Origin of the sequence: Phenylobacterium sp., assembly GCF_019636135.1 — a bacterium.
Classification (GTDB): Bacteria; Pseudomonadota; Alphaproteobacteria; order Caulobacterales; family Caulobacteraceae; genus Phenylobacterium.
Window position 1 is genome coordinate 100,960 of sequence record NZ_JAHBYD010000004.1, and the last position, 22,733, is coordinate 123,692.

Below are 22,733 nucleotides of genomic sequence, written 5' to 3' on the forward strand. Positions count from 1 at the left end.
CTACTTCGCCTCGTCTACTGTCACGTCCGGCGCCACATAGACCCTCAGCGCCATGGGATCACCCTTCGAGTAGTTGATCCCGTCCACTTCCGCGACCAGCCGCGCGGTTCCGCCGCGGGCCTTGAGCGCCTCGCGGAACGCGGCCTCCTCGCGACCCTCCACGATGGCGGGCCGGTTCTCGACCACCGCCTGCGCCGCTTCCGCGGGGCCTTCCAGTTCCGTGGCCGTGCCCAGCGCGAAGACCAGGCTGGGCTCGGCGAAGCCCGCCACGGCCACCGGCGCCTCGGCCACGCCCTGCCGCGGCAGCAGGCGGGCCCGGTCCAGAGCCCGCTCCAGCCGCGCCGACAGCCAGAGCGGCTGGAGCCGCGGCAGGACGCCCGCCGCCAGCACGGCGTGGCCCAGGACGCCGAGACCCAGGGCGCCGATCAGCGCCGCCTGCGGCGCCCGGCGGACCATCAGATAGGCGCCTGTCAGCCCGGCCGCCGCCAGCAGGCCCGCCGCGACCGTCGCGGCCCACGCGTCGCTCCCGTCGCCGTAGAGCGAGAGCAGGTAGAAGACCCCGCCCGCCAGGGCCAGGCCCACCACGGCCACGAGGCCCGCGCCGAGCCAGCGCGCCGCCGCGCCGATGGGCTCGGCCAGGGCGCGGGCCGCCAGCCACGCCAGCGCCGCATAGGCCGGCATCGTGTAATGCACGAGCTTGGTCGGCAGCAGCTCGAAGGCGATCCAGGTCGGGACCAGCCAGGCGATGGCGAAGCGCACGCCAGGCTCGGCGCGATGCTTCCAGGCCGCCACCGCCGCCGCGGGCAGCAGCAGCGTCATCGGGAAGGCGAGGATCGGCGTCAGCAGCGTGTGGTAGCCGGGCGGCGCGCCGTGGGTCTCCTGGCCGCCGGCCAGCTTGGGCGCCAGGTCGCCGCCGACCGCCTCGGTCCAGAAACCGCCGTCGGTGGCGACGGTCACGGCCCCCGCCCACGGCCCCACCACCGCCAGCACGACGATCAGCCCCCACCACCACTTCAGGCCGGCGAGCCAGCCGGTGCGCCGGTCCCAGAGCGCCAGCGCGATCATCGCCAGGCCCACGACCATCGGCCCCACCGGCCCCTTGATCAGGATCGAGGCCGCCAGCGCGCCCCAGAAGATCCAGACCGTGCCCCGCGGCGCCGGCGGTCCGTCGCCTCGCGCGGCGTAGAGCCGGCCCAGCGCCGCCATCGCCAGCACGATGGTTCCGGTCAGCGCCGCGTCGGTCTTGGCGATGAACGCCTCGGTGGAGACCAGGAACGAGGCGCCCAGCATGGCGCCGGCGAACAGCGCCGAGCGCCGGTCGAAGAAGGCGGCCGCGCCCCAGGCGCAGGCGGCGGCGGCCAGCATGGCGCCCAGCAGCGACGGGATGCGGTAGGCCCAGATCGCCCGCGCCTCGGGCGCCGAGAGCAGGCGCACGCTGGCGGCCTGCAGCCAGTGGATGCCCACCGGCTTCTTGAACCGCGGCGCGTCCTGGAAGCGGATCACCACATAGTCGCGGCTCTCGATCATCTGGGCCGTGGCCTGGGCGAATCGGGCCTCGTCACGGTCGAGCGGCGGCACGGCGATCAGGCCGGGCAGGCCGGCCAGGAAGGCGATGAACGCCGCCAGCGCCGGCCCGCGCCAGCCGCCGCTCCACCGCTCGATCGTCCGCTCCAGCGTCATTTCGCCCAGATAGCACGATCCTTTCCCGCCGCGGCTTTTCCGCTATGAGGCGCTGATGGCTTCAATGCCCGACATCTCTGTTGTGGTCCCCGTCTACGATGAGGAGGGCGCCGCGCCGGCCCTGGCGCGCGAGATCGCCGCCGCGTTCGCGGGCCGCGCGTTCGAGATCGTGTTCGTGGACGACGCCAGCCGCGACGGCACGCGCGCGGCGCTGAAGGCGCTGGCGGGCGAGATTCCCGAGCTGCGGATCCTCGCGCACCGGAAGAACTCGGGCCAGAGCCGCGCCGTCCGCTCGGGCGTCCTGGCGGCGCGCGCGCCGGTGATCGTCACCCTCGACGGCGACGGCCAGAACGACCCCGCCGACGGCCCCGGCCTGGTCGACGCCCTGGACGCCGGCCCGCCCGAACTGGCCCTGGTCGGCGGCGAGCGGGTGAAGCGGCAGGACAGCCGGGCCAAGAAGCTCGCGTCCCGCGTCGGCAACGGCGTGCGCAAGCGCCTGCTCAGGGACACCGCCAACGACACCGGCTGCGGCCTGAAGGCGTTCCGCCGCGAGGCCTTCCTGCGGCTTCCCTACTTCGACCATATCCACCGCTACCTGCCGGCGCTGATGCTGCGCGAGGGCTACCAGGTGGCGTTCCGCCCCGTGAACCACCGCCACCGCCAGACGGGCCGGTCGAAATACACCAACCTCGGCCGCCTCATGGCCTCGCTCAGCGACCTCCTCGGCGTGATGTGGCTGCAGTCGCGGGCGCGGAACCCGGGCGGGGTGGACGAGGTCTAGGATCACCGCGTCAGCCGGGCGCCTCCTAGGCGCGCTACGTGCTGGGGTGGACCTGATTGTTCATCATCTGTTCTTGACGGAGCCGCGCGGACAGCTATCGTTTTCGGCATGACCCAACTCGTCGACAGGGGCGGATGGCCCGTCGGTCTCGACATCGACTATGAAAGCGACGAGGAGGTCGCGGCGATCGGGGCGTTGACTGCGGAGGCTCGCGCGTTCGTCGACGCTGCGACCTGGAGCATGCCGGTCGAGGACCTGGTGTTCGCGTTCGGGGTCGCTCCGATCCTGGGACTCTATCTGCTGCGGTTCCTACCGGGCGGACGGCCCGAGGACTGCGAGCGCTGGGTCGTGGTCGGTGATCTGCCGTTCATGCACTTTGAGACCGACGACACGCCTACGCCGGCGCTGGCCCTCCAACTCTACTGCGCCATCGCTCAGGATTGGGCCGACAACGTCATGGACGGGCATGACCTCTCGGAGAGCTACCCGATCCCGGTTGCTCCGACCCGCGAGTACGCCGAAATGCTGCTCGGGCGGGTCGACTTCATCCGCACCAGGCTCATCCCTCTGGCGCAATAGACTCGGGTCTGCTGGAGGCCGGCCCGGCATGGCGGCCATGGGCGGTTCCTTCGATAATCCGGGCGCGCCGCGGACGGCGGTTCCGGCCCATCCGGCCTCAGGTGAAGGCCGACAGGATCAGGGTGACGACCGCGACATCGACGAAGCGGGAGAGGAAGACGAGCATCGGAGCGTCCGTGGCGGTGGCTTTCGAACTTGGTTAAGCAAGTCCGGCGCCAGCCGAGCCGGAACCCATGGCCCTCTTCTTCGACGCCCCCTGGTTCGACGAAAAGCTCTCGGAGCGGGGCCTTTCGCGCGAGCTGATGGCCGCCGTCGCGGGCCTGTCCGCCGTCGAACTCGCCGAGGTGTTCAAGGACCAGCGGGAAGTTTCCGCCGGGCAGGTGGCGGCCTTTGCCGAGTTGCTGGGCGTCACGCCAGCCGAGGTGGCGAACCGCGCCGGCGTCTCGACGCCCACGCCGGGCGCGTCGCCCGAGGCGCGCATCGCCGAACTCGAACGCCGCGTGGCCGCGCTCGAGACCGAGCTGGCGAGGATCAAGTCCACGCCATGAGCGTCATCCCGGCCGGGAACCCATGCACACGGGCGTCGGAAAGCCCTTCCGCACCGACGGCGTGCATGGATGGCCGGGACAGGCCCGGCCATGACGTTCAGTCTGGATCAGATGTCGGTGCGGGCCTGGCGGCCCTTGCGGGCGCGGCGGTCGTAGGCGCCCGACCACTCGACGCGGTTGTAGGCGGCCTGGGCGATGTCGACGATGCCGGCGCCGGCGCGCAGGCCGCGGCGCTGGCCGTCCTGGCCCAGGACCTGGGCGGCGAACTCGCTTTCGACGCGACGGCGGTCCTCGCGGAAGCTGCGCGGCTGAGGGACCGGGCCCACGGCGACCGGCAGGTTAGGCGAGAACGTTTCCCCGCCTTGCTCGACGGAGTCCGCCTCGGTCCTCGACGCCGATCGCGCCTGGACCGCGCGTCTGATGCGGTCGATGCGGGACATCTTGTCGCACAACCTGCAATACGTGGGCCACAACCAGCCCGGTCGACTCAGCCCTTCGCGAGCCTGTCGAGCTGAGCCTGCATCTCCGCCATCTGCTTGCGCAAGAGTGTTAACGCCTCATCGGGTGCGGATTCACCCCGCGGTTGAGTCGCGGGGGCGGGCTCCTCGGCCTTCGGGGCCGTGGCGGCAGGGGCGTAGGCGAAGGGCGAGAACATCTTCATCGCCCGGTCGAAGAGCTGCAGGTTCTGGCGGATCTGGTCCTCGTAGGCGGCCATGCCGCCCGCCTGCCCGAAGGTCGAGAGCTGGCTGCGCAGGCGCTCCTGCTGCTGGGTGAAGCTGGCGAGGCTGAGCTCGAGGTAGCTGGGCAGGAAGGCCTGCATCGAGTTGCCGTAGAAGCTGATCAACTGGCGCAGGAACTGGATCGGCAGCAGGGACTGGCCCTGGCTCTTCTCCTCCTCCTCGAAGATGATCTGGGTCAGGACCGTGCGGGTGATGTCCTCGTTGGTCTTGGCGTCGTAGACGACGAAGTCGACGCCCTGCTTCACCATTTCCGAGAGGTGCTCCAGCGTGACGTAGCTGGAGGAGGCGGTGTTGTAGAGCCGGCGGTTCGCATACTTCTTGATGACGACGCGTTCGCCCGTCTGGGCGGCCCCTGCGGCGTCGGGCCCGGAATCCTGGGTGTCAGCCATCCCTGATCCTTATCGCGGCCGACAGGAGAGTCGCCGCATTTTCTGCACCGCAGTATCGCGGATGCGAGGACAGAAGCAAATGGCATCGCAAGCACGAAGGGGCCTTGCGGCGCCGCGACGTGAGGCCGATACAGATTTCAGGGCCCGCTGAAAAACGCTTCAGGATCAAGCCATGACCGACATCGTCATCGTCTCCGCCGCTCGCACCCCGGTGGGTTCGTTCAACGGCGCGCTCTCCAGCCTGCCGGCCCACGAGCTGGGCAAGCTGGCCATCCAGGCCGCCGTGGAGCGGGCCGGGATCCAGGCCAGCGACGTCAAGGAAGTGATCATGGGTCAGGTGCTGCAGGCCGGCGCGGGGCAGGGCCCGGCGCGGCAGGCGGCGGTCAACGCGGGCATCCCGGTCGAGAGCCCGGCGTGGAGCCTGAACCAGCTCTGCGGCTCGGGCCTGCGGGCCGTGGCCCTGGCGGCGCAGCAGATCATGGACGGCTCGGCCGACATCGTGATCGCCGGCGGCCAGGAGAGCATGAGCCAGTCGCCGCACGCCCAGCAACTGCGCGGCGGCCAGAAGATGGGCGACCTGTCGCTGATCGACACCATGATCAAGGACGGCCTGTGGGACGCCTTCCACGGCTACCACATGGGCCAGACGGCCGAGAACATCGCCGCCCGCTGGCAGATCACCCGCGAGGACCAGGACACCTTCGCCGTCGGCTCCCAGAACCGGGCCGAGGCCGCGCAGAAGGGCGGCAAGTTCAAGGACGAGATCGTCCCGGTGACGATCAAGGGCCGCAAGGGCGACACCGTCGTCGCCGACGACGAGTACATCCGCCACGGCGCCACCATCGAGGCCATGTCGGGCCTGCGCCCGGCGTTCAACAAGGAAGGCTCGGTCACCGCGGCCAACGCCTCGGGCCTGAACGACGGCGCCGCCGCGCTGGTGCTGATGAGCGCCGAGGAGGCGAAGAAGCGCGGCCTGAAGCCGCTGGCGCGCATCGCGTCCTGGGCCAACGCCGGCGTCGACCCCGAGATCATGGGCACGGGGCCGATCCCGGCCAGCCGCAAGGCGCTGGAGAAGGCGGGCTGGAAGGTCTCCGACCTCGACCTGATCGAGAGCAACGAGGCGTTCGCCGCCCAGTCGCTCTGCGTGGTGCGCGAGCTGGGCCTCGACCCGGCCAAGGTCAACGTGAACGGCGGCGCGATCGCCATCGGTCACCCGATCGGCGCCTCGGGCGCCCGCATCCTGACCACGCTGTTGCACGAGATGAACCGCACGGACGCGAAGAAGGGCCTCGCCACGCTGTGCGTCGGCGGCGGCATGGGCGTCGCGATGTGCGTGGAGAAGGTCTGACAGCCGCAAGCCACGCTCACAGTGGTGACGGCGACATAGGGAGACGGACGGAATGGCCAGGGTTGCGCTGGTCACGGGTGGAACCCGTGGCATCGGTCGGGCGATCGTCGAACGGCTGAGGGCCGACGGGATGCTGGTGGCGGCCGGATATTCCGGCAACGACGAGGCCGCCGCGGCCTGCGCCAAGGAACTCGGCATCGTGGTGGTGAAGGGCAACGTCGGGAACTTCGCCGACTGCAAGCACGCCGCCGAGCGGGTCGAGCAGGAACTCGGCCCCATCGACGTGCTGGTCAACAACGCCGGCATCACCCGCGACGGCGTCTTCCACAAGATGACCTCCGAGCAGTGGTCGGAAGTGATCCGCGTGAACATGGACTCGCTGTTCAACATGACCCGCCAGGTCATCGAGGGCATGCGCGACCGCGGCTGGGGCCGGATCGTCAACATCAGCTCGATCAACGGCCAGAAGGGCCAGATGGGGCAGACCAACTACTCCGCCGCCAAGGCCGGCATGATCGGCTTCACCAAGGCGCTGGCCCTCGAGAACGCCCGCAAGGGCGTGACGGTGAACTGCATCGCGCCGGGCTACATCGACACCGAGATGGTGCAGGCGGTCCCGGAGAAGGTGCTGGAGGGCATCATCGCCCAGATCCCGGTGGGCCGGCTCGGCAAGGGCGAGGAGATCGCCGACATGGTGGCGTTCCTGGCCGGCGAACGGGCGGGCTACGTGACCGGGACCACGCTCGCGCTCAACGGCGGCCAGTACATGGTCGGGTAGCGCCCGCCCGAAAGCAGAGCGTGGTCCGGGCGCAAAAGTGGATTCCACCTCTGCTGACCGCGCTCGGCCCCACCGGCGTCGAAAAAACGCCCCGATCACGCGGCATCTCCATGAGTGCAATGGAAGGTGAGCGGACGGCGTCGAGGAGGGCCATGATCGCGGCGCTGTTGGGCGCGGCCGCGTCCGGCGTCGCCTTGCCGGCCGGCGCGGGCCCCGCCGACCGTCTTCGCGACAGCCTCCTGAAACGCCCCGGCGGCGAGATCGCCGGCCCGCCCCTGGCCCGATTCGTCTCGGAAGAGGGCCGCGTCTTCGTCCTCGACCGCAGCCAGGGCGTGCCCATGCTGAAGTTCGACGACAGCCCCGAGGTCTGGGTGCTGGCGCCGAGCCCCGCGCCGCGCGGCGACGTGATCTACAAGGACGAACTGGGCGAGCCGGTGCTGCGCGCCACGCGGCTCGGCGGCCTGACGCTGTTCTCCGACGAGCGGCCGAACGGCGAGGCGGTCTCGCTGGCGGGCGGCGGCTTCCCGCTCAGGCTTCCGCCGCTCAGCCCGGCGGCGCTGGGCGAGCGGCTGCTGCAGGCCAGCTACCGCTCGGGCCGGATCGCGCGGCGCACCATCGTCTTCGAGGCCCGCCGGGTGACGCCGGCCGGATCGGCCCTGGTGGGCGACGCCGCCGTCGTCACCAGCCTCGCCTTCGTGCGCATGGCCGAGCGCCGCGGCGGCCGCACCGTCCTGGGCCAGTTCAACATCGTCCGCTTCGAAGAGGGCAAGAAGCCCGCGGTCACCCTGAAGGACGGCGTCCTGCGCATCGTCGTGGCCCCCGAGCAGGGCCTCGCCGGCCGGCCGTCCTCCAAACGCATCATGAAGGTGGCGAGCGCGCAGTAGGCCAGCGCCGAAACGCGTTGGCGGCTGGTCGGGACAACGCCACACTCCGACGATGACGCATCATGATCAGCCGAGTTCAGAACCAAGCTTCGCCGATGGCAGGCTGTTGATTCAGATCGAAGCGTGGGAAGGCAACTTGCATGTCGGCCTCAGTTCCGACCTGACGCCGCCGGAGTATCGGTTCCAGGGCGGGCTCAACGTCGTTCAGGGATTCTATATCGATGGCCGGGTGGTTGCGCCTGCGCGCCACCGGGGCGATGCGATTCGAGTTTGGATCAGACCGTTTGGAACGGATGTCCGCTTCGGCCCAGGCGAGCAGGAGGAGGTTGGTCAAATCCAAGTCTCGCAAACACCAACGACTGCCGCTGCTCTCAGCGCCACCCTCCTTATGCCGGAGGGGGCGCGGAGCATGGCGGCGGTGTGCCTCGAAGCGACCTGGCGCTACCTCCATCTGTGGACCTTCGACGAAGATCCAGACGAGGCTTCGATCAACGCCTACTCCTTCTCTTCGGAGATTCACCGAAGTATCGAAGAGTGGGCTCAAGCCTGAAGTCCACTCCTCAGGGATACGACCGGCCACCCTTGTATCGAGCTGTAGTTAGGGGCGGCGTTCCGATCTCGCCTTCGTGAGAGTCGCACCACGCTCGCCTCTCACTCGCGCTTGCATGACACGCTGCCTTCGCGCGTTCGGTGGGCTGCTCACCGCAAATGGCACGGTCGCGCCTGTCCTGCATTTCACATTGCGGGTGCCTCTCCCGACCCGCGCCGGAGGCAGGTCCTCCTCCATCTCCTATGCGTGGGAAGCTGTCCGGCGGGAGCGGTAACCAACCGCCATTGGGAGGTAAGGCTGGCGTCGGGGGACGATGGCAAGCGGCGTTGGTGCATGGTTCCTCCGTGCGACCGGCGAGGCCCCTCGCCATCGGTTCCTGTCTGGGCGCTCGCGTAGCTCTCCACCGGTTTCCTTCGACATGGCTTGCAAAGTAGCCTTGGTTATCCAACGCGCCGTGCTTCTCGCACGACGCGCATGCTTGGGAGCCCTGCGGGGCGGGCTGCTTGTTCGAGAAGAAGAATGCGTTGTACGCGCGCTCGGCCTTCTGCCGTCGCTCCTCTTCGACTTCATCGGGCGTTCGTGAGTACCAACGCCTCAGCGTCTCGCCTTCAAGGCGTGCGGGATTCACTTGGCTGAATGCCATTCGCGTTCTCCACGGGCTGCGCGACACGGCGATTGATCGCCATGACGTGTTGTGTCTGGGATTGAACGCAGTCCGTATTGCGGGGCCTTGGCCGCTATCGCGGCTGGCTACGCAGTGAGCAGCGCACCGCAAACCTCGCATAAAGCGGGCCCTAAGTCAAGAACAAAATGGCAACTATAGCTACGAAAGCGCGCAGCGGCAGGTCAGCCCTTGAACGCGTCCTTGGCTTCGCGGACGGCGGCGAAGGCGCGGGCGTCGGGTTGGCCCGACGCGCCCATGCGCTCCGCCAGTTGCGGGGCGCGCAGGAACGGGTTGGTGGCCTTCTCCAGGCCGATGGTGGTGGGCACGGTCCACTCGCCGCGGTCGCGGGCGGCGAAGATCTGGGCGGCGCGGTCCTTCAGCGCCTTCGAATCGTCCACCGAGAGCGCGAAGCGGGCGTTCGAGGCCGTGTACTCGTGGGCGCAGTAGACGGTGGTGTCGTCGGGCAGGGCGGCGATCTTCTGCAGGCTGGCCCACATCTGCTCGGGCGTGCCCTCGAACAGCCGCCCGCAGCCCAGGGCGAACAGGGTGTCGCCGACGAAGGCGATGCGGTCGGCCGCGTCGAAGTAGGTGATGTGGCCCAGGGTGTGGCCGCCGGTGTCGAGCACCCGGAACGCGGTCTCGCCCAGTTGCACGGTGTCGCCCTCGACCAGCTCGCGGTCCAGCGGCGCGATGCGGGTGACTTCCTTGGGGCCCACGATGGTGCAGCCGGTGATGGCCTTGATGTCGGCGTTGCCGCCCGCGTGGTCCGGATGCCAGTGGGTGTTGAGGATGAGGTCCAGGTCCCAGCCCAGGCTCTCCAGCTCGCGCAGGACCGCGCCGGCCTCCGGCGTGTCGATGCAGGCGGTCAGCCCCGTCGCCTCGTCGCGGACCAGGAAGCCGTAGTTGTCGGAGAGGCAGGGGAACTGGTGGACGGTGAGCGGCATGGCGGAACTCCCGGCGGACCTTCGTTGATTTAGGCTGGCCGACGGCGCGCGTCGAGCTTAGCCAGGACCGGTATGCGCCGCGACGTCCTCGAGCTTCGCCAGTTCTACGCCTCCGACCTCGGCCGGGCGGCGCGGGCCATGGTGGAGCGCAAGCTCACCGAGGCCTGGGGCGACGCCCATGGCCTGGACCTGCTGGCGCTGGGGTACGCCACCCCGTTCGTCGGGCCGCTGCGCGCCACCGCCCGGCGCGTGGTGGCCGGCATGCCGGCGTTACAGGGCGTCGAGGTGTGGCCGGCCGAGGCGCCCAACTTGGCGACGCTGACGCCGGAGGACGCCCTGCCGTTCCAGAATGCCCTCTTCGACCGGGTGCTGGTGGTGCATGGGCTGGAGGAGAGCCCCGATCCGGTGGGCTACCTGCGCGAGGTCTGGCGGGTGCTGGCGCCCTCGGGCAAGGCGATCATCACCGTCGCCTCGCGCAACGGCCTGTGGGCCAACACCGAGAAGACCCCCTTCGGCCACGGCCGGCCCTACACCCGCGGCCAGCTCGCCGAGCTGCTGCGCGACGCCGACCTCGAGCCCTCGGGCTGGACGCGGGCGCTCTACGTGCCGCCGGTCGGCTGGATGGCGGGCTGGGCCGAGGGGTTCGAGCAGGCGGGGTCGCGGCTGTGGCCGGGGTTCGCGGGGCTGCTCCTGATGGAGGCGGTGAAGCAGACGTTCGCGGTGAAGCCGCAGGGCCGCCGCGCCCGCGTCGCGCGGCCGGCGCTGGTCCCCGCGCCCGGCGTTCCGGCCGCCTCGGCGAGACCGCTGGCGTCGCCACGACGAAGGCCTTAGCTTCACAGGCTGGAAAGCCACCGAATTCGGAGCGACCGGCGCATGAAGCTGATCATCGCGATCATCAAGCCCAGCCGGCTCGACGCCGTGCTGGACGCCGTCACCGAGGCGGGCGCCTCGGGCCTCACCGTCACCGAGGTGCGCGGCTACGGCCGCCAGCGCGGCAAGACCGAGGTCTACCGCGGCGCCGAGTACGAGGTGAAGCTGCTGCCCAAGGTGAAGCTGGAGATCGCCGTGCCGGCCGACATCGTCGAGGCGGTGGTCGAGGCGCTGCAGACGACGGCCAACACCGGCAAGATCGGCGACGGCAAGATCTTCGTCCTCGACCTCGAGCGGGCGCTGCGCATCCGCACCGGCGAGCAGGACGCGGCGGCCATCGCGGGCTGATCCGCCCACGCCCATGCGCCCCGACCCCATGCGCGCAGTCCGGCTCGTCGGCGCGGCGCTGGCGCTCATCGCAACCGGTCCCGCCGCGGCGGCGGACCTGACGAACCGCGACGTGGCCGAGGCCCTGAAGCGCCACGTCTGCTTCAGCCGGGTCTGGTGGGGCGACCCCTACGCGCGGCTGGGCCAGACCGTCCACCTGGACGTCCGGATGGACGGCCGCACCGCCTACGCCTGGAGCGAGGACATGCGCGCGGTGCCGCGCACGCCGAAGTGGGCCGACAGCTATGTCGTGGTCGCCCGCGCGGCCGGGCCGGTGGTGACCCAGCGCTCGGGCTACAACATCGACCTGTTGCGCGGCGAGCCGGCCTTCGAGCGCGACCGCCGGCGCGTGTATGGCGGGAGGTCCGAGCGGGTGCGCCTGGAGCTGCCGACGGCGTGCGAGCCGAGGTTCGACCCGGACACGCCGCAGAAGGCGGAGATGCGCCAGACGCTGATGGGCAGCCTGACCAACGCGGTGCGCACCTGGGGCCGCCGCCCGGCCGGCGGCCTGGTCCGCATGACCGTCGCCAACTTCAACATCGACTACCCGGAGGCCTTCGCGCTGCGCCAGGACACCGGCGAGGTCCTCCGTGTCAGCCTGCTCTCGAACGATCCGGCGAGCTATGCCGGCGGGGCCGGCCGCCAGTACGCGGTGACGCCGGCCCCCCGCGGCCCGACGGCGCTCCAGCTCCGGCGGCTGATCCTGAAGTACGGCCGGACCGAGGTGATCCGGGTGCGCTGAGCTGGGGGCGTCCTGTCGGGGGCGAAGCGCGGTAGGTTCGCGGTTCTCAAGCACGCCCACGAGGAACGTCATGGCTGGCCCTGTGCCGGCCATCCAGACGCGCAGACGCGCGGATGGGGCCCGCGGCGGGGGCCGCTGCGAGCTTGGCTGGATCGGTGTTCATGGGTGGCCGGCACAAGGCCGGCCATGACGTTCAGGGAGAGGGATGTCGGGAGAGCGCGTCCGTCAGGACGTGTCGGTAAGGCGTAGTAGCGCAGAGCCGGCGAGGAGCTTGGTCCGGCCTGTGGGTTTGCGCTCGGGGTCGAGGACCGCGAGGGCCTTGGCGTAGCTCCTGCGGATCTTGACGACGGCGGCCGCGACCGCAGCCTGGATGACGGCCTCGTCGTGGGCCGGGTCGCCGGTGAGGCGGAGCAGCGGCGTCTCCCAGTCGGGGCGTTCGTATTCGTTCCAGTCGCAGCGTTCGGCGTACTCGCCCCGCTCTTTGCGCTCCTCCGGCTCGGCGTCCGGGTCGGCTTCCGGGCGGGGTTGCACGCGCTCGAAGCTGCCGCTGGCGATGCGCAGGCGCAGCGCGATCGACTGGCGCACGCTGCGGGCGACGTCGCAGTGGGCGTCGGCCAGGGCGATCAGGGTCTGGGTGTCCGGGTCCGCGTCGACGGCGACGGCGATGCGGCGCACGAGGCCCATGCCGAACTCGGCGAGCTCGTGCAGTTGGGTCGATGCGGCGTCGGTCGTGGACATGAACAAATCAAGAACATACTAGAGCGCAGGCGTCAACAATGCTCGTCATCCCGCGACTTGTTCGCGGGACCCAAGATCGCGGGAGGCGGGTGGCGGGGTGCGGCGGCGTCTCCGCCAACCCCTCCTGAACCACGGTGTTCATGGGTCCCGCGAACAAGTCGCGGGATGACGAGAGAGAGGGGCGCGCGCGGCGAGCTCGGTGGGTGGGGCTCGCCCCCTCCACCACTCGCTCTTCCCCCGGCCTTCGCCGGGGTCGGCGAGCGGTCCCCCTCCCGCCACTGCTGCCGCAGTGGGGGAGGTGAGGGCGCTTAGCGCCTGCGGGGGCGCTTCTTCGGGGCCGGCTCGTCCGCCTTCGGCAGGTCGACTTCGCCGAAGAGGTTCTGGGGCGGGGCGGCGGCCGGTTCCGGCTCGCGCTTGCGGCTGAGGAGGAAGAGGGCGGTTTCGGCGCGCCAGTTCTCGATGGGCGCGCGCGGGTCGATGGCGCGGGCGGGCTGGCCGCCGCCGAACGAGGCGCAGGCGTCGATGCGCAGCTCCAACTGGTCGCAGAGGCCCACGAAGTCGCGCAGGGTGCAGAGGTGGATGTTGGGCGTCGACCACCAGGGTTCGGGCAGGGCGCCGGTCTCGGGCATGCGGCCGCGGCTCAAGAGCGCCCAGCGGACCTTCCAGTGGCCGAAGTTCGGCACCGAGACCACCGCCTGCTCGGCGATGCGCAGGAGCTCGGAGAGCACGTGCCGGGGCTCGCGCATCTGCTGCAGGGTCTTGCTCAGGATCGCGTAGTCGAAGGCGCGCGTCGGGAAATGGTCGAGGTCGCGGTCGCCGTCGCCCTGCACGACCGACAGCCCGCGGGCCACGCAGCGGGCGACGCCCTCGGCGCTGATCTCCAGGCCCTGGCCGTCCACCTGCTTCTCATGGGTGAGCAGTTCCAGCAGCTCGCCGTCCTCGCAGCCGACGTCGAGGACGCGCGCGCCGGGCCGCACCAGCTTCAGGATCTCGGCGAAGTCCTCGCGGATGGAGGCTGGAGGGGCGCCGCTCACGCCAGCCCTCGCGCCTGCGCCTGGGCGCCCAGGAAGCCCCTCAGCGTCGCGTCCAGCAGCGGCTCGTCGAGGAAGAAGGCGTCGTGGCCCTTGTCGGTCTGGATCTCGGCGAAGCTGGCCCGGCAGCCGGCGCCGTTCAGGGCGCGGACCACGTCGCGGCTCTCGGGCGTCGGGTAGAGCCAGTCGGACGAGAAGGAGAGCACGCAGAACTTCACCCTGCGCGCGCCCACGAACGCCTGGGCCAGCACGCCGCCGTGCTGGGCGGCGAGGTCGAAGTAGTCGAGGGCGCGGGTGATGTAGAGGTAGGAATTCGCGTCGAAGCGGTCGACGAAGCTGGCGCCCTGGTGGCGCAGGTAGCTCTCCACCTGGAAGTCGGCGTCGAAGCCCCACGACAGGCCGTCGCGCTGCAGCTCGCGGCCGAACTTCCGTTGCAGGGCCGCTTCCGACAGATAGGTGATGTGCGCGGCCATGCGCGCGACCGCGAGGCCCTTCTCGGGCCGCACGCCCGCGGTCAGGTAGGCGCCGCTCATCCAGTTGGGGTCGGCCATGATCGCCTGGCGGCCCACCTCGTGGAAGGCGATGTTCTGCGCCGAGTGGCGCGCGGCGGCGGCGATGCACACCACGCTGAACACCCGCTCGGGATAGTCGGACGCCCACTGGAGGGCCTGCATGCCGCCCATGGACCCGCCGATCACGGCGAACAGGGTGTCTATGCCCATGGCGTCGATCAGCATCGCCTGCGCGCGGACCATGTCGCGGATGGTGATGACGGGGAACTTGAGCCCGTAGGCCTCGCCGGTCGCGGGGTCGATCGACGCGGGGCCGGTGGTGCCCATGCAGCCGCCGACCACGTTGGTGCAGACGATGAAGTGGCGCTCGGGGTCCAGCGGCTTGCCGGGGCCGACGAAGCGGTCCCACCAGCCGGGCTTGCCGGTCACCGGGTGCGTCGAGGCCAGGTGCTGGTCGCCGGAGAGCGCGTGGCAGACCAGCACGGCGTTCGACTTGTCGGCGTTCAGCGCGCCGTAGGTCTTGTAGCCGATCTCCAGCGGGGCGAGCCGGGCGCCCGAATCGAGGCGCAGGGGCCGGTCCGCCGGGAACCGCCAGGTCCCGCCGCCCGCCTCGAATTCCGCCTGGATCGGGCCCTGCGCCGTCATGCGCGCCTTGGACCGCCTGCGTCCCTGAGTGTCAATGGGGGTGTCAATGGCTTGCGAAGGTCGCCCCCTACGCTAAGAACCGCTGGGGTTAGGGAGCGTCCATGGATCGGCTGATCCTCCTTCGGCACGGCAAGGCCGAGCCGGATTCCGCGAGCGGCGACGACTTCGACCGCCGGCTGGCGCCGCGCGGGCAGGAGGAGTCCGCCGGGATGGGCGCGCACCTGGCGGGCCTGGGCTTTACGCCCGACGTGGCGCTGGTGTCGTCCGCGGCGCGCACGCGCGACACCTGGGCCGCGATGCAGCCGATCTTCGCCAGGACCGAGATGCGCATCGAGGACCACCTCTATCACGCCGATTCCGGCACCATCCGCGCGGCGGCCGAGCAGGCCGGCGAGGCGTGCCGGACGCTGATGATCGTGGGCCACAACCCCGGGCTCCAGGAGCTGACGATCCAGCTCCTGCAGGAGGGCGGCGCGTCGCCGGACCTGATCGGCAAGGCGCGGCGCAACTTCCCGACCGCGGCGGCGGCGGTCTTCCTGATCGACGCCAACGGGCGGCCGCACTACGACGGGCTGTTCTTCCCCGGGCGGTATCATTGAGGATCTACAAGATCCTGCCCCGATCCGAATGGACGGCGGCCGAGGCGGCCGGACGGTTCGAGGGCTCGGCGGTGGACCACCAGGACGGCTACATCCACTTCTCCACGGCCGCGCAGGCGGGCGAGACGGCGCGGCGCCACTTCGCCGGGCAGGCCGGTCTCTTGGTGCTGGAGGTCGAGGGCGACGACCTGGGCGCGGCGCTGAGGTGGGAGCCGTCGCGCGGCGGCGACCTGTTCCCGCACCTTTACGGGACGCTTCCGGTGGAGGACGTCCACGCCGTTCATGAGGCGCCGTTGGGTCCCGACGGCGTCCCGAGGATGCCGGTATGAGCAGACGCCTTGAGCCCTCTCCCCCTTGCGGGGAGAGGGTTGGGAGAGGGGGTGTCGGCGCCGTGTTCCGGGCGAGCGCACCCCCACCCCCGGCCCCTCCCCGCAAGGGGGAGGGGAGATGATCCACCGTCTCGCCACTCGGGCGCTGCGCGGCTTCGACCCCGAGGACGCCCACGGGCTCGCGATCGCCGGCCTGAAGCTGGGCCTGGGTCCCCGCGCGCCGGCCGACCCGCCCATCCTGGCGACCGAGCTGGCGGGGATGGCGCTGCCCAACCCCGTGGGCCTGGCGCCGGGCTTCGACAAGAACGCCGAGGTGTTCGGGCCGATGCTGGCCGCGGGCTTCGGCTTCGTGGAGTGCGGCACCGTCACGCCGAAGCCGCAGGCGGGCAATCCGCGCCCGCGCCTGTTCCGCCTGAGCGAGGACCGGGCGGTGATCAACCGCATGGGCTTCAACAACGCGGGGCTGGAGGCGTTCGCCGCCCGGCTCGCGCGCCGGGGCGCCGGCGTCGTGGGCGCGAACCTGGGGGCCAACAAGGACTCCGAGGACCGCCTCGCCGACTACACCGCCGGCCTGCGCCGCCTCTGGGGCATGGCGTCCTACTTCACGATCAACATCTCCTCGCCCAACACGCCGGGCCTGCGCGCCCTGCAGACGAAGGCGGCGCTCGACGAGCTGCTGGGCCGGCTGGTGCAGACGGCCGACGCCCTGCCGCAGGGCGTCGCCGCGCCGATGTTCCTGAAGGTCGCGCCCGACCTGGAGGACGCCGAGATCGAGGCCATCGCCGAGACCGTCGCCGCCCACGGCCTGGCCGGCGTCATCGTCTCCAACACCACCGTGGCGCGGCCGCCGCTGCGGTCGAGGTCCGCATCCGAGACCGGGGGCCTGTCCGGCGCGCCGCTGATGGGGCCGTCCACCGCGGTGCTCAGCCGGTTCCGCGAGGCGGCGGCGGGCCGGTTCCTGCTGGTCGGCGTGGGCGGGATCGCCTCGGGCGCCGACGCCTACGCCAAGATCCGCGCCGGCGCCGCAGCCGTTCAGCTCTATTCGGCGTTGGTGTTCGAGGGCCCCGGCCTGGTGACCCGGATCAAGCGCGACCTAGCCGCGATGTTGCAGGCCGACGGCTTCCGGTCCGTGGCCGAAGCGGCGGCTGCGCGTTAGCCTAGCCGCGGGCCCTCCGGAGCATTAAGTCGGGCCCATCAAGTCGAAAGGGACCATGGCGGAGGCGCCCAGCGACGGTTTCCGGCAGTTCAGGCGCCGCCTCTTCTGGCCCGGCGGCCTTTCCGCGCGCCTGCTGGTCCTCACCGTCGTCTTCGCCCTGCTGGGCGGCGCGATGGCCATCCCGCCGGCCATGGCGGCCTACGAGACGCAGTGGCTGCTGGACCGTGTCCGCGCCGCCGAGCTGGCCTCGCTCGCCCCCGAGGTCGCCCCCGACCGCGTGGTCTCCGAGCACCTGAAGACCCAGCTCCTCGAAGGCGCCGGGGTGGAGATCGTGGCCGTCTCCATCGACGGCGTCCGGTCGCTCGTGTTCGCCGCCAACCGGCCGGCCCGCGCGCCCTATGTCGTGGACCTGCGGCCGCGCGCCACCGGCGTGGCCCTGCTCGCGCCCTTCCAGACCCTGCTGGGCGACGGCGGCCGCATGCGGGTGGTGGCCGAGCCGCGCCTGCGCAAGGAGGCCGACTTCATCGAGTTCGTGGCCGGCGACGCCGAGCTGAAGCGGGCGCTGGCCGGCTACCTGTGGCGGCTGGTGGCGATCGTGGCGGGCGTCTCGGCGCTGGCCGGCTTCGTCGTCTACTTCGCGCTGAACCTCTTCCTGGTGCGGCCCGTGCGGCGGATCACGTTCGCGATGGAGCGGTTCCGCGCCGACCCGGAAGACCCCGCCGCGCAGATCCAGCTCTCGGGCCGCCGGGACGAGATCGGTCGCGCCGAGGCCGAGCTCGACCGCATGCAGGCCGACCTGCGCGCCGCGCTCCAGTCCCGCGCCCGGCTGGCCGCGCTGGGCGAGGCGGTGGCCAAGATCAACCACGACCTGAAGAACATGCTGACCTCGGCCCAGCTCGCGTCCGAGCGGCTGGCCGCGTCGAAGGACCCCACCGTCAGCCAGGCGCTGCCCCGCCTGGAGCGCGCGCTGGACCGCGCCGTGAAGCTGGCCGCCGACGTGCTGGTCTACGGCAAGACCAACGAGGCCGCGCCCGAGCCGCAGGTGGTGAAGCTGTCGCCGGCGCTGCGCGAGGCCGCCGCCGAGGCGCGCGTGCCGGGGCCGGGCGTGACGTTCGTCTCCAAGGTGGCCGCCGCCGACCAGGTCACCGCCGATCCGGACCAGTTGCACCGCATCCTCGTGAACCTGCTGCGCAACGCCCGCCAGGCCATCGAGCACCAGGACGGCCGCGAGGGCGCCGGCCGCATCGAGGTCTCGCTGGAGACCGCCGGCGGCTCCAGCCTGATCCGCGTGTCCGACGACGGCCCCGGCGTGCCCGAGCGCATCCGCGAGCGCCTGTTCCAGCCCTTCGCCGGCTCGGGCCGCCCCGACTCCACCGGCCTCGGCCTCGCCATCGCCCGCGAACTGGCCCAGGGCCACGGCGGCGACCTGGCGCTCTCCGTCACCGGCCCCGAAGGCACGGTCTTCGAACTGCGCCTGCCCGGCGCGCCGCGGGCGAAACCGCGGGTCAGGCGCGCGAAGAGCGAGGCCTGAGCCGCGTCGGCGTCCCCTTTCCGGAAACCGCGGAATACGCGGAATGACGCGGAAAGCTGACCCGGATTCCTTCCGCGGAATTCCGCGCATTCCGCGGTTCAATCGGAAAGCCTGCGGCGCTACGGCGCCCTGGCCACGCCCTCGCGGCGGGGGTCGGCGCCGCCGCGCAGGCCCTTGGGCGTGACCTCGACGCCGTGCAGGCCCGATCCCTCGGCGCCGAAGCCGTTGGTCAGCTTCACCCCGCGGGCCTCCAGGCCGGCGCGCAGCTCGGGCGGGAACCTGTCGACCTCGGCGGCGTAGAAGCTGCCGCCCGCGATCATGTTGGGCAGTGCGATGGCGTCCTGCACGGGCATCTTCCAGTCCAGCATGCCGACCAGGGCCTTCAGGTTGTAGGCCAGGATCGAGGGGCCGCCCGGCGAGCCCACGGCGGCGACGAAGTTGCGGTTCCTGTCCAGCACGATGGCCGGCGCCATCGACGAGCGGGGCCGCTTGCCGGGCGCCACCGCGTTGGCCGCCGGGGCGCCGTCGCGGTCCTGCGGCGTGAACGAGAAGTCGGTGAGCTGGTTGTTCAGGAAGAAGCCGTGGACCATCCGGCCCGAGCCGAAGATGCTCTCGACCGTGGTGGTCATCGAGACCACGTTCCCCCACCGGTCGACGATCACGAAATGGGTGGTGCCGCCCGGCTCCTTCGTGGCGTCCGGGGCGCGCGGGCCGGCGCCCTTCGGCTTGCCCGGGGCGACGCTCGCGGCCGGCGTGGGTCCGATCAGCCGGGCGCGCTCGGCCACATAGGCCCGGTCGAGCAGGCCGTCGACCGGGACCTCCACGAAGTCGGGGTCGCCGATGTAGCGGTCGCGGTCGGCGTACATCAGCCGGCTCGCCTGGCTGAACAGGTACCAGCCTTCGACGTCGTTGCGATGGCTGGCGATGTCGGTGTGCTCGAGGATGCCCAGCGCCTCCAGCACCGCCGGCCCGCCGGACGGGGCGTTCGGCGTGCAGACGATGTAGATGCGGTAGGGCCGGCACAGGCCCGGCCCGCTCTTGGGCCTATAGGCCGCGAGGTCGGCGAGGCTGAGCGTGCCGGGCATGTCGCCCTCATGCACCTTGTCGACGATGGCCTGGGCGATCTCGCCCTCCAGCAGCGCCTTCGGGCCCTCGGCGGCGATCTTGCGGACGGTGGCGGCGTAGGCCGGGTTCCGCATGATCTCGCCGGCCTGGACCTTCGTCCCGTCGGCCTTGGTGAAGTATTTCACGGCGTCGGGCGTGGCGGCCTGGCCCGCGCGGCTGGCGGCCGCGGCGGCCATGCGGCCGGGCACGGGGAAGCCGCCGTCGGCCAGCCGCTCGGCCTCGCCGAACAGGTCCCTCCACGCGAGCTTGCCGTGCTGCTTCTGCGCCAGCGACAGCATGGCGATGGCGCCGGGCGCCCCCGTCGAGCGGCCCGAGAGGATCGCCACGCCCCGGTTCAGCGGCTGGCCCGCCGCGTCCATGAAGAGCTGCGGCGTCGCGCCCATCGGCGCGGTCTCGCGGCCGTCGTAGGCCGTCACCGCCTTCGTCCTGGCGTCGTAGTAGGTCATGAAGGCGCCGCCGCCGAGGCCCGAGCTCTGCGGCTCCACCAGGCCCAGGGTCGCCTGCACGGCCACCGCCGCATCCACCGCCGTGCCGCCGGCGCGCAGCACCTTCAGGCCCGCCTCCACCGCCAGCGGATTGGCGGCCGCCACCATCGCCCTGGCCCCGACGGGCGCGGCGGCCTTGGCGGGCGGCGCCTTTGCCGGAGCTTGGGCGAGGGTGTCCTGCGGGACGGCGCAGGCGGAGACGAACGCGGCGAGGGCCAGCGGCAGGAACGGCGACTTCACGGGACGGGCAGGCTCCTCGGATACGGAACGCGACCATAGCGGCCTCGGCCGCGTGGACAACAAGGGCGCGCACATGCGAGGTCCGCGCATGGCGGCGAATCGAGCCGGCGCGGGCGCGCGCAACCTGATCACCGACGTGCCGGGCCTGAAGGTCGGGCAGGCGCAGGACATGGCCGTGCGCACCGGGGTCACCGTGATCCTGCCCGACGACCGCGCCGTCTGCGCCGTGGACGTGCGCGGCGGCGCGCCCGGCACCCGCGAGACCGACGCCCTGGCGCCGGAGACCCTGGTGGATGCGGTGGACGCCGTGGTCCTCTCCGGCGGCTCGGTCTACGGCCTGGCTGCGGCGGACGGCGTGGTGGGCTGGCTGGGCGCGCGGGGGCGCGGCTACGGCATGGTCGACGGCATCCCCAAGTCGCCCGTGGTCCCGGCCGCCATCCTGTTCGACGTCGCCAACGGCGGCGACAAGGCCTGGGGCGAGGACCCGCCCTACCGCGCGCTGGGGCGCGCGGCGATCGAGGCGGCGGGCCTGGAGCTCGCGCTCGGGACCGCCGGTTGCGGCGTGGGCGCCATGGCCGGGACGCTGAAGGGCGGGACCGGCTCGGCCTCGTCGGTCACGCCGGACGGCTACACGGTGGGCGCGGTCGTGGGCGTCAATAGCTGGGGCTCGGTCGTCGCGCCGGGCGGGCGCACCTTCTGGGCCGCCCCGTTCGAGCTGGGCGACGAATTCGGCGGACTGGGCGCGGCCGGCCTCGTGGGCCCGCCCGACGACTGGGGCCCGGCCAAGCGCCCCGCCGACCAGCGCAACACCACCATCGCCTGCGTCGCCACCGACGCGGCCCTGACGCCGGCCCAGGCCAGGCGGCTCGCCGTCATGGCCCAGGACGGCCTGGCCCGCGCCATCCGCCCCGTCCACGCGCCCTTCGACGGCGACGTCGTCTTCGCGCTCTCCACCGGCCGCAGGCCGCTGGCCGGGCCTGCGCCCTACACGCTGGCCCGGCTGGGCGCGCTGGCCGCCGACGTGCTGGCCCGCGCCGTCGCGCGCGGGGTCTTTGAAGCCACGCCGTGGCCCGGCTCGTATGTCACCTGCTGGCGGGACCTTCCGGCCTGACGGGGCCGCTGGTAGTTTGAGGGAACGGGTTAGTTCAGGAGAGTCTTCCCATGCGTCTCGGACGTCGCCTCGCGCTGCTCGCGGGCGTTGCAGCACTGGCCGCGACCTGCGCCGCGGGCGCCTCGGCCCAGCAGCAGAAGGTCACCGGCCCCGTCGCCGTCTACTGGATGAGCGCCCAGACCCAGACGGGCTTCGGCATGCCCGCCATGGGCGGCGGCGGCAAGCCCGACGCGGGCGCGATGATGCGCATGATGATGGGCGGGGGCGGCGGCGCGACCAAGACGCTGAACCTGCAGCTCGGCTCGAGCCAGCCGCCGTCGGGCGCGCCGGCCGCCGAGCACCTGCCGCCCCGCGGCCTGCAGGCCGGCGCCAGCCTGCCGCTGCTGAGCCCGAAGGCCTCCACCCCGGTCCGCGAGGACACGCCCGAGTACATCCCGCGCGAGTACCAGAAGCCGCGCGGCAGGATGCTGATCTTCTGGGGCTGCGGCGAGCACGCCAAGCCGGGCCAGCCGGTGGTGATCGACTTCGCCACCATGACCTCCAACCCGCAGGCGATGGCCGGGGTCTTCAAGGCGATCGACTACCGCCCGATGCAGCCGCCGTCGCCCGCCCGCAACAAGACCTACGGCGAGTGGCCCAACAGCCAGACGAAGACCACCGTCCCGCCGAACGGCTCGCTGATCGGACCGCACACGATCCAGGGCAACTACAGCCCCGAGATCAGCTTCATGCTGGGCGAGGACCAGGATTTCCTGGGCCCGCTCAACCTCGCGACCAACCAGCGCAACGCCGTGGGCGGGGTCGACCTCGGCTGGAACCTGGTCGGCAACGCCCAGGCCTATTTCGCCAGCGCCATGGGCGGCGCCGGCGACACCGTGGTCATGTGGACGTCGTCCGAGCTGCAGGCCGCGCCCTTCGGGGTGATGGACTACCTCTCCACCGGCGACATCGCGCGCCTGGTCGCCAACCGCACCCTGATGGGCCCGGCCACCCGCGCCTGCAAGGTGCCCAAGGAGGTGATGGACGCCCTGGGCGGCGGCGGTGGCGGCGGCGGTATCGTCCAGCTCGCGGCCTATGGCGGCGAGGCCAACTTCGTCTATCCGCCCCGGCCGACCAACCCGAAGATCGCCTGGAACCAGGAGTGGGCGGTGAAGGTCCGCTACCGCTCGGCGACGGGCGGGCTGCTGGGCATGGCGATGCCGCAGATGGACGGCGGCCGCCAGGCCGGCGGCTATCCCGGCGCGGGCCAGCCGCCGCCCCCCGGCCAGCCGCCCAAGGCGCCGAGCGCCGGCGACATCCTCAAGCAGGGCATCCTGGGCGGCCTGCCGTTCCCCCGGCGATAGGGCT

General features: G+C 71.7%; 24 protein-coding genes. 16 read left to right on the plus strand and 8 right to left on the minus strand.

All coding sequences use genetic code 11. The features are described 5' to 3' along the window. Complete coding sequence (locus KF737_RS04205) at positions 1-1,680, minus strand: glycosyltransferase family 39 protein (RefSeq protein WP_296450669.1); 1,680 nt, start codon at positions 1,678-1,680, stop codon at positions 1-3. Between the two features lie 55 nt (positions 1,681-1,735). Between KF737_RS04205 and KF737_RS04210 the strand changes: the two genes are divergently transcribed. The 3 genes from KF737_RS04210 (at position 1,736) to KF737_RS04220 (ending at position 3,588) form a co-directional block, all read left to right on the plus strand. Beyond that, complete coding sequence (locus KF737_RS04210; RefSeq protein WP_296450671.1) at positions 1,736-2,461, plus strand: glycosyltransferase family 2 protein; 726 nt, start codon at positions 1,736-1,738, stop codon at positions 2,459-2,461. 108 nt (positions 2,462-2,569) lie between these two features. Beyond that, positions 2,570-3,040, plus strand: a complete 471-nt coding sequence (locus KF737_RS04215) for a hypothetical protein (RefSeq protein WP_296450673.1) — start codon at positions 2,570-2,572, stop codon at positions 3,038-3,040. 233 nt (positions 3,041-3,273) lie between these two features. Beyond that, on the plus strand, positions 3,274-3,588 hold the full coding sequence (locus KF737_RS04220; RefSeq protein WP_296450675.1) for a helix-turn-helix domain-containing protein: 315 nt from the start codon (positions 3,274-3,276) through the stop codon (positions 3,586-3,588). A 107-nt stretch (positions 3,589-3,695) separates the two neighbouring features. Here KF737_RS04220 and KF737_RS04225 read toward each other — a convergent pair whose 3' ends face one another. Further along, positions 3,696-3,914: a hypothetical protein gene (locus KF737_RS04225; protein WP_296450677.1), complete on the minus strand. Its 219-nt coding sequence runs from the start codon at positions 3,912-3,914 to the stop codon at positions 3,696-3,698. Positions 3,915-4,075: 161 nt separating this feature from the next. Further along, positions 4,076-4,717, minus strand: a complete 642-nt coding sequence (phaR, locus tag KF737_RS04230) for a polyhydroxyalkanoate synthesis repressor PhaR (RefSeq protein WP_296450681.1) — start codon at positions 4,715-4,717, stop codon at positions 4,076-4,078. 172 nt (positions 4,718-4,889) lie between these two features. On the opposite strand from phaR, the gene KF737_RS04235 reads away from it, so the two are divergent. From KF737_RS04235 to KF737_RS04250, 4 genes are all read left to right on the plus strand, one after another. Then, complete coding sequence (locus KF737_RS04235; RefSeq protein WP_296450682.1) at positions 4,890-6,065, plus strand: acetyl-CoA C-acetyltransferase; 1,176 nt, start codon at positions 4,890-4,892, stop codon at positions 6,063-6,065. A gap of 52 nt (positions 6,066-6,117) precedes the next feature. Beyond that, positions 6,118-6,843 (plus strand): beta-ketoacyl-ACP reductase, encoded by a 726-nt coding sequence (locus KF737_RS04240; protein WP_296450684.1) that lies wholly within the window; start codon positions 6,118-6,120, stop codon positions 6,841-6,843. 152 nt (positions 6,844-6,995) lie between these two features. Further along, on the plus strand, positions 6,996-7,727 hold the full coding sequence (locus KF737_RS04245) for a DUF4908 domain-containing protein (protein WP_296450685.1): 732 nt from the start codon (positions 6,996-6,998) through the stop codon (positions 7,725-7,727). A gap of 52 nt (positions 7,728-7,779) precedes the next feature. Further along, positions 7,780-8,277, plus strand: a complete 498-nt coding sequence (locus KF737_RS04250) for a hypothetical protein (RefSeq protein WP_296450687.1) — start codon at positions 7,780-7,782, stop codon at positions 8,275-8,277. 846 nt (positions 8,278-9,123) lie between these two features. Here the strand turns inward: KF737_RS04250 and gloB are convergent. After that, the gene (gene gloB / locus KF737_RS04255) at positions 9,124-9,885 is read right to left on the minus strand and encodes a hydroxyacylglutathione hydrolase (protein ID WP_296450689.1); all 762 of its coding nucleotides are present in this window, start codon (positions 9,883-9,885) and stop codon (positions 9,124-9,126) included. Positions 9,886-9,957: 72 nt separating this feature from the next. On the opposite strand from gloB, the gene KF737_RS04260 reads away from it, so the two are divergent. The 3 genes from KF737_RS04260 to KF737_RS04270 are packed head-to-tail and all read left to right on the plus strand — an operon-like array spanning position 9,958 to position 11,884. After that, positions 9,958-10,716, plus strand: coding sequence for a class I SAM-dependent methyltransferase (locus tag KF737_RS04260; protein WP_296450691.1), 759 nt, complete (start codon positions 9,958-9,960; stop codon positions 10,714-10,716). Between the two features lie 42 nt (positions 10,717-10,758). Further along, a complete protein-coding gene (locus KF737_RS04265) occupies positions 10,759-11,103 on the plus strand; it encodes a P-II family nitrogen regulator (RefSeq protein ID WP_296450693.1) in 345 nt (114 codons plus the stop codon). 28 nt (positions 11,104-11,131) lie between these two features. Beyond that, positions 11,132-11,884, plus strand: a complete 753-nt coding sequence (locus KF737_RS04270; RefSeq protein ID WP_296450695.1) for a hypothetical protein — start codon at positions 11,132-11,134, stop codon at positions 11,882-11,884. Positions 11,885-12,109: 225 nt separating this feature from the next. Here KF737_RS04270 and KF737_RS04275 read toward each other — a convergent pair whose 3' ends face one another. From KF737_RS04275 to KF737_RS04285, 3 genes are all read right to left on the minus strand, one after another. Then, positions 12,110-12,622, minus strand: coding sequence for a hypothetical protein (locus KF737_RS04275; RefSeq protein ID WP_296450697.1), 513 nt, complete (start codon positions 12,620-12,622; stop codon positions 12,110-12,112). Positions 12,623-12,930: 308 nt separating this feature from the next. Further along, positions 12,931-13,656 carry a methionine biosynthesis protein MetW gene (gene metW / locus KF737_RS04280; RefSeq protein WP_296450699.1) on the minus strand — a complete coding sequence of 242 codons (726 nt, stop codon included), beginning with the start codon at positions 13,654-13,656 and terminating at the stop codon, positions 12,931-12,933. Next, positions 13,653-14,810, minus strand: coding sequence for a homoserine O-acetyltransferase (locus KF737_RS04285; RefSeq protein ID WP_296450701.1), 1,158 nt, complete (start codon positions 14,808-14,810; stop codon positions 13,653-13,655). The genes metW and KF737_RS04285 overlap by 4 nt, the downstream gene beginning before the upstream one ends. Before the next feature lie 101 nt (positions 14,811-14,911). Here KF737_RS04285 and KF737_RS04290 point away from each other — a divergent pair, with 101 nt between their 5' ends. The 4 genes from KF737_RS04290 (at position 14,912) to KF737_RS04305 (ending at position 18,425) form a co-directional block, all read left to right on the plus strand. Next, positions 14,912-15,409, plus strand: a complete 498-nt coding sequence (locus KF737_RS04290) for a histidine phosphatase family protein (RefSeq protein ID WP_296450703.1) — start codon at positions 14,912-14,914, stop codon at positions 15,407-15,409. Next, the gene (locus KF737_RS04295; protein ID WP_296450704.1) at positions 15,406-15,738 is read left to right on the plus strand and encodes a DUF952 domain-containing protein; all 333 of its coding nucleotides are present in this window, start codon (positions 15,406-15,408) and stop codon (positions 15,736-15,738) included. Before KF737_RS04290 ends, KF737_RS04295 begins: the two co-directional genes overlap by 4 nt. Positions 15,739-15,856: 118 nt before the next feature. Further along, positions 15,857-16,894 (plus strand): quinone-dependent dihydroorotate dehydrogenase, encoded by a 1,038-nt coding sequence (locus tag KF737_RS04300; RefSeq protein ID WP_296450706.1) that lies wholly within the window; start codon positions 15,857-15,859, stop codon positions 16,892-16,894. A 55-nt stretch (positions 16,895-16,949) separates the two neighbouring features. Beyond that, positions 16,950-18,425, plus strand: a complete 1,476-nt coding sequence (locus KF737_RS04305) for a sensor histidine kinase (RefSeq protein ID WP_296450707.1) — start codon at positions 16,950-16,952, stop codon at positions 18,423-18,425. 119 nt (positions 18,426-18,544) lie between these two features. Here KF737_RS04305 and ggt read toward each other — a convergent pair whose 3' ends face one another. After that, the gene (gene ggt, locus KF737_RS04310; protein ID WP_296450709.1) at positions 18,545-20,275 is read right to left on the minus strand and encodes a gamma-glutamyltransferase; all 1,731 of its coding nucleotides are present in this window, start codon (positions 20,273-20,275) and stop codon (positions 18,545-18,547) included. Between the two features lie 88 nt (positions 20,276-20,363). On the opposite strand from ggt, the gene KF737_RS04315 reads away from it, so the two are divergent. Continuing rightward, entirely contained in the window at positions 20,364-21,386 is a 1,023-nt protein-coding gene (locus KF737_RS04315) for a P1 family peptidase (RefSeq protein ID WP_296450711.1), read from the plus strand. Between the two features lie 50 nt (positions 21,387-21,436). Further along, entirely contained in the window at positions 21,437-22,729 is a 1,293-nt protein-coding gene (locus KF737_RS04320) for a hypothetical protein (RefSeq protein WP_296450713.1), read from the plus strand. The last annotated feature ends 4 nt before the right edge of the window (positions 22,730-22,733 follow it).

Excerpts from the sequence above, each read along its gene's own strand:
- KF737_RS04205 (WP_296450669.1), bottom strand. The coding sequence starts at position 1,680 with ATGACGCTGGAGCGGACGATCGAGCGGTGGAGCGGCGGCTGGCGCGGG.
- KF737_RS04210 (WP_296450671.1), top strand. The coding sequence starts at position 1,736 with ATGGCTTCAATGCCCGACATCTCTGTTGTGGTCCCCGTCTACGATGAG.
- KF737_RS04215 (WP_296450673.1), top strand. The coding sequence starts at position 2,570 with ATGACCCAACTCGTCGACAGGGGCGGATGGCCCGTCGGTCTCGACATC.
- KF737_RS04220 (WP_296450675.1), top strand. The coding sequence starts at position 3,274 with ATGGCCCTCTTCTTCGACGCCCCCTGGTTCGACGAAAAGCTCTCGGAG.
- phaR (WP_296450681.1), bottom strand. The coding sequence starts at position 4,717 with ATGGCTGACACCCAGGATTCCGGGCCCGACGCCGCAGGGGCCGCCCAG.
- KF737_RS04235 (WP_296450682.1), top strand. The coding sequence starts at position 4,890 with ATGACCGACATCGTCATCGTCTCCGCCGCTCGCACCCCGGTGGGTTCG.
- KF737_RS04240 (WP_296450684.1), top strand. The coding sequence starts at position 6,118 with ATGGCCAGGGTTGCGCTGGTCACGGGTGGAACCCGTGGCATCGGTCGG.
- KF737_RS04245 (WP_296450685.1), top strand. The coding sequence starts at position 6,996 with ATGATCGCGGCGCTGTTGGGCGCGGCCGCGTCCGGCGTCGCCTTGCCG.
- KF737_RS04250 (WP_296450687.1), top strand. The coding sequence starts at position 7,780 with ATGACGCATCATGATCAGCCGAGTTCAGAACCAAGCTTCGCCGATGGC.
- gloB (WP_296450689.1), bottom strand. The coding sequence starts at position 9,885 with ATGCCGCTCACCGTCCACCAGTTCCCCTGCCTCTCCGACAACTACGGC.
- KF737_RS04260 (WP_296450691.1), top strand. The coding sequence starts at position 9,958 with ATGCGCCGCGACGTCCTCGAGCTTCGCCAGTTCTACGCCTCCGACCTC.
- KF737_RS04265 (WP_296450693.1), top strand. The coding sequence starts at position 10,759 with ATGAAGCTGATCATCGCGATCATCAAGCCCAGCCGGCTCGACGCCGTG.
- KF737_RS04270 (WP_296450695.1), top strand. The coding sequence starts at position 11,132 with ATGCGCGCAGTCCGGCTCGTCGGCGCGGCGCTGGCGCTCATCGCAACC.
- KF737_RS04275 (WP_296450697.1), bottom strand. The coding sequence starts at position 12,622 with ATGTCCACGACCGACGCCGCATCGACCCAACTGCACGAGCTCGCCGAG.
- KF737_RS04285 (WP_296450701.1), bottom strand. The coding sequence starts at position 14,810 with ATGACGGCGCAGGGCCCGATCCAGGCGGAATTCGAGGCGGGCGGCGGG.
- KF737_RS04290 (WP_296450703.1), top strand. The coding sequence starts at position 14,912 with ATGGATCGGCTGATCCTCCTTCGGCACGGCAAGGCCGAGCCGGATTCC.
- KF737_RS04300 (WP_296450706.1), top strand. The coding sequence starts at position 15,857 with ATGATCCACCGTCTCGCCACTCGGGCGCTGCGCGGCTTCGACCCCGAG.
- KF737_RS04305 (WP_296450707.1), top strand. The coding sequence starts at position 16,950 with ATGGCGGAGGCGCCCAGCGACGGTTTCCGGCAGTTCAGGCGCCGCCTC.
- KF737_RS04315 (WP_296450711.1), top strand. The coding sequence starts at position 20,364 with ATGGCGGCGAATCGAGCCGGCGCGGGCGCGCGCAACCTGATCACCGAC.
- KF737_RS04320 (WP_296450713.1), top strand. The coding sequence starts at position 21,437 with ATGCGTCTCGGACGTCGCCTCGCGCTGCTCGCGGGCGTTGCAGCACTG.